Below are 4,565 nucleotides of genomic sequence, written 5' to 3'. Positions count from 1 at the left end.
TGGCGGGTTTGTCTGCGCGCTCGGTCGCCCGGCCGATGGCTGGTTGGAATGATTCCAGCCAGCTCTAGGGGCCGAGTGCTGAGTTCGGCAGGCCCCCATCATACCGTGGACGAACCAGCGGTGAACAGTGACGCAGGCTCTCCAGCTCGATTCTCATCAGCGGAAGCTGCTGTGGATTCGGAGGATGGAGGCAGCTCCCAAGAGAAGCTAATTTCAACAAGCCGAATTTCTGGAGAGGCAGCTTGTGATCAGCTTGCCTTCTGACCTTCCGCCCAACGAATGGCGAAATAGGCCAGCTCGCCGGTTTCGTTCATCCCCAGTTTTGCACGAATGTTCATCTTGTGCACATCCACGGTTTTGGTGCTGATTCGCAGTGCCTCAGCGATCTGGCCGGTGTTTTTCCCCTGGCCGATGAGCACGAAAACTTCAAACTCGCGATCACTGAGTTCTGAGATGGAATCCTTGGATTCAGCGGCGTGACCGGAGGAAAAAGCCTTCAGGATTTCCTCGGACATTTCTTCGCTGACGGCGATGCCGCCGCTGGCCACACGGTGCAGTGCTTGTTCCAGCACCTTTTGCGGGGCGCTCTTCATGACATAGCCTCGGGCACCAGCCTTCAGGGCGCGTTGAGCGTAGAGCTTCTCGTCATGCATGGAAATGGCGATCATAGGCAGCTTCGGGCGCAGCAGCCGGAGGTCCTTGATGAGTTCGAGCCCTGAACGGTCTGGCAGCGAAATGTCCACCACCAGGACATCCGGAGTGTCTTCGTCCACCTTCCGCACCGCCTCGGAGGCATCTCCAGCCATCCAGGCAAAGGCCAGATCAGCCGCGTTTTCAATGAAGAGACGCCATCCCTCACGCATCATGGTGTGGTCATCCACAATGGCAATTCGGATGGCGGCTTGTGGGGGATTGGTTTTCATGGGAGCGTCATTCACAGTAGAGAAAGCTATTTGGATCATGGATTCTTTAGCGGGATCCGCACAATGGCAATCGAGAAATCCCGTTCCCCTTTTTCTATGGTCCTCTCAAGCGTTGCGGAGAGCGTGCGCAGCCGCTGGCTCATGAGGTGCAGGCCCATGCAGTGAGCGTCCGTTGCAGTCCGTTCTGTAAATCCCGCTCCATCATGAATGACGCTTAATACGACATTTGTGTCTTCCATCCGTACAGTAATGTTGATGACAGATGGCTTGGAATGCTTGCAGGCGTTGACGACGAGTTCCTGAGCAATGCGGAATAACAGTTCTTGGGAGCTGCCGGTCAGAGAGGCGCTTAAATCGGAATAATCGAGTGAACACTGTACCATGTATGACTTCTCTGCAAACCGCAGCACGTTCTCAAGCGCATCCTTCAAGCCCTGATTTTCGATGCCCACGGGTGCAAGCCCCCAGGCCATGCTTCGCGCAATCACCGTCGATTCCGAAAGTTCTTCCGCCACCTGACCGGCGAGGTTGGCGATCTTGCCATCTTTTTCATGGATCATTCCCTGCACGACTCCGGCTTTCATTTTGGTCGCTGAGAGTCTTTGACAGAGATCATCATGCAAGTCCCTGCCGATCTTCCTGCGTTCCTGCTCAGCAGCTTCCAGCACCATGTTTTCAGCCGTTCTTAGCTTGGTCACTGCTCCGGCAAATTCCTTGGATATCATTGAGAGCTCATCATGCCCCTCCAATATCGTGGGAAGTCCGTCTGTAGAACTGGCGGCACGCAGAATTTCCACCACCCTGCGCACCCTGCGCGTTATCAGTTCATCCAGGGCAAACCAAAGCAGCAGGCAGGATGCCAGCAGCACGCCAGCCTGCCGCAGGGACTCCTGCCAGGCTTCCTCGCGTACCTGGACAAGCGCCAGTGAGGCATCGTAACGGATCAAGACCGCTGCTCGGCTGCTGGATTCGTAGGTTTCAAAAAACGGGACCATCACCACCAGTCTGGTTTTTTCAGCATTCCATTCAATTGCAGGCGCCATGGTCTCAAGCACAGAGGCGTGTCGCCGCCATTCATCTGCCAGCGGTGTATTCAGGACATCCATCTGCTTCCATTGCATGTGAGTGGAGCAGCTTACGACCCCCTCCTTGTTGCACACCAGACCCAGATCCACGTCGGAAGAAAGAGACACGTAGGCCATCTCGAGTTCGGCGGCACGTTCCTGCTGCTTGCGGGAGAGGTGCTGCAGCAGACCGGCCAGACGGCTGCCGGTTTCACTCGACTCCTGCTCCAAGCGTATGAGTCGGCGGTCTTTCAGCCATTGCTGATTTCTCCAGTTGTTGAGCAGAATCATCAGCAGGCCAAACGATAGCACAGAGAGCGTGATGCGACTTTGGATGGAGCGAAACAGTTTCAAGGGAGCGCCTCCTTCGTGAAGCTGTCGTCGATCCATACACTGTCTGCTGGCTTGGAATGGATGATCCCGGTGCGGATCATCTGTTCCTCCATTTGCAGCGCCATCTGGGGTAGTCGTTTCAGCATTTCCGCATTTTCAGCTTTATTCAGCGGGTGCAGCCGACCAAGGCACGAAAACAGCTCTGCAGCGCTCAGGTTCTCTCGTCGCAGGACTGCATCCATTCCCAGGAAGGATTTGCCTGCCCATATCTTATTCGTCATTTCGGTCTCAACCTTGAGTAGAGTCTTGAGCTCTTCACGGGAAGAATTGCAGGCACGTTCGGAGGCCACCAGTAGATAGATGATCGGAACCTTGAGCTGGCTGGAGTCATACAAGCTGTGAATGCCATCGCTCGATAGCTTTGTGAGCCACGGTTCCGTGACTACCACCGCCGCCACCTGCCCCCCCTGCAGAGCCTGTTCCATCTCAGATTGGAACATGGGCACAGCCTCGATCTCAGCCAATGTCATGCCGACACTTTCCAGCGCATTGACCAGCAGGTAGTACCCAGCGCTGCGCTCGACGCCCACCCGTTTTCCTTTAAGATCCTGCAGTCGTTGGATTTCATGACGTGCTAGAAGCGCATCCGCCCCTGCGGATTGGTTCAACGCCTTGATCACCTTCAATTTCTGTCCCGCTTCCCGCATGCGAAGGGCTCCGTCGAGTGTCACTACGGCTACGTCAGCTGCTCCGCTGCCAAATGCCCGGGCCACGGCGGAAGCCCACGGAATCTCAATGATTTGAAAGCGGTTGTGCGGCAGTATTTGCAGGTCGCCCGCAACCATCAGGGACTCGGCCACCGGCCACATTCCAGTCACAACTCGAAGGCGCTTGTTTTTCTCCTGATAAGGGGAAAGTGAGGCCCAGAGCAGAACCACGGCACACAGAAGGGGCAGGAAGCGTTGCAGCAATGCCTTCGGGTCTTTCATCCCTCCACCATGCAGCAAACAGACGCCTCATGTCCACTTTTGCTTGCACCGGAGTTCTTCATTTCTTTTCTGGCCTCGGCGAGAGCCACCGCTAAACTGAGGCATGGCTAAAGACACTTCCGCCTTCACCCGTCGTCAATTTTTGACCGTCAGCGCCACCGCTCTCGGCTTCCCCACCATCATTCCCGCCACCGCTCTGGGCAAAGGGGGGCGCCCAGCGCCTTCAGAGCGCATCACCGTCGGTGCCATTGGCTGGGGAACGATTGCGGGTGATTGGACGCCCTCCTTTCTCAACAACGACAAATGCCAGGTCATTGCCGTGGCTGATCCGATGAAGGAGTACGGCCATTACGGCTACGACGGCAAAGAAACCGGCGGACGTGAGGCAGGGAAGAAGATCATTGACGCCCATTATTCTCAGTCCGCCAACAAGCCGGTGAAGGCCTGTGCCGCCTATGCGGACTTTCGCGAGATGATGGAAAAGGAAGACCTCGATGCCGTGCAGGTTTCCACACCCGACCACTGGCATGCCTATCTGGCCATCTATGCCGCCCGCAAAGGCAAACACATCTACGGCCAGAAACCGCTGGCACTCACCATCGCCGAAGGCCGCCGCATGAGCGATGAAGTCGCCAAGGCAGGGGTCACCTGGCAGACCGGCAGCCAGCAGCGCAGTGATCAATATTTCCGTCTCGCCTGCGAGATGGTCCAGAATGGCCGCATCGGCAAACTCAAGAGCGTCCGCGTCGGCCTGCCCGGAGGGCACTCGAACTGGAACGGGATGGCCGACCAGATCAATCCCGCGCCGCTGCCGGCCGATTTCGATTACGAGATGTGGCTCGGCCCTGCAGAGCACATGGACTACCGCCCCGCCTTGCTGCCGCTTAACTGGCGTCACAACTTCAATTTCTCCGGCGGCATGATCACCGACTTCGGCGCGCATCACATCGACATCGCCCAATGGGGCATGGGCACGCAGCTCAGCGGCCCGGTCGAGCTTCGCAACGTCTCCGGCACGCTGGACAAGGCCGCACTCTACAACACCGCCTCTGAGTTTTCCTTCGAGTGCGTGTACGAAAACGGCCTCGTCATGCATGTGGCCAGCCCGACTCACAAACTCATGCCTGAGGTGGAGGCCGTGCTTGCCACCCCGAATGCCAAGAAGCCCTTCGATCATGTTGGCGTGATGTTTGAAGGTGATGAAGGCAAATGGATCTACGTCAATCGCGGCAAGATCACCGCCAGCAACCCCGAAA

At 56.9% G+C, this 4,565-nt stretch carries 4 protein-coding genes; 1 reads left to right on the top strand and 3 read right to left on the bottom strand.

Going from position 1 to position 4,565, the window contains the following annotated elements:
* Positions 1-248: 248 nt before the first annotated feature.
* Genes PSV43_RS16010 through PSV43_RS16000 form a run of 3 tightly spaced genes read right to left on the bottom strand, consistent with a single transcriptional unit; the run spans position 249 to position 3,309 of the window.
* Positions 249-923: a response regulator transcription factor gene (locus PSV43_RS16010; protein ID WP_300199435.1), complete on the bottom strand. Its 675-nt coding sequence runs from the start codon at positions 921-923 to the stop codon at positions 249-251.
* A 35-nt stretch (positions 924-958) separates the two neighbouring features.
* Entirely contained in the window at positions 959-2,341 is a 1,383-nt protein-coding gene (locus tag PSV43_RS16005; RefSeq protein WP_300199433.1) for a histidine kinase, read from the bottom strand.
* The gene (locus PSV43_RS16000) at positions 2,338-3,309 is read right to left on the bottom strand and encodes an ABC transporter substrate-binding protein (protein WP_300199431.1); all 972 of its coding nucleotides are present in this window, start codon (positions 3,307-3,309) and stop codon (positions 2,338-2,340) included. The genes PSV43_RS16005 and PSV43_RS16000 overlap by 4 nt, the downstream gene beginning before the upstream one ends.
* Before the next feature lie 103 nt (positions 3,310-3,412).
* Here PSV43_RS16000 and PSV43_RS15995 point away from each other — a divergent pair.
* Positions 3,413-4,565, top strand: a 1,153-nt coding sequence (locus PSV43_RS15995) for a Gfo/Idh/MocA family oxidoreductase (protein WP_300199423.1), incomplete at its 3' end; no start/stop codon positions are given.

The organism is Prosthecobacter sp. (assembly GCF_029946185.1).
Classification (GTDB): Bacteria; Verrucomicrobiota; Verrucomicrobiia; order Verrucomicrobiales; family Verrucomicrobiaceae; genus Prosthecobacter.
The sequence above is the reverse complement of the archived record's forward strand: the minus strand, read 5'-3'. Positions and strand labels throughout refer to the sequence as shown.

Excerpts from the sequence above, each read along its gene's own strand:
- PSV43_RS16010 (WP_300199435.1), bottom strand. The coding sequence starts at position 923 with ATGAAAACCAATCCCCCACAAGCCGCCATCCGAATTGCCATTGTGGAT.
- PSV43_RS16000 (WP_300199431.1), bottom strand. The coding sequence starts at position 3,309 with ATGAAAGACCCGAAGGCATTGCTGCAACGCTTCCTGCCCCTTCTGTGT.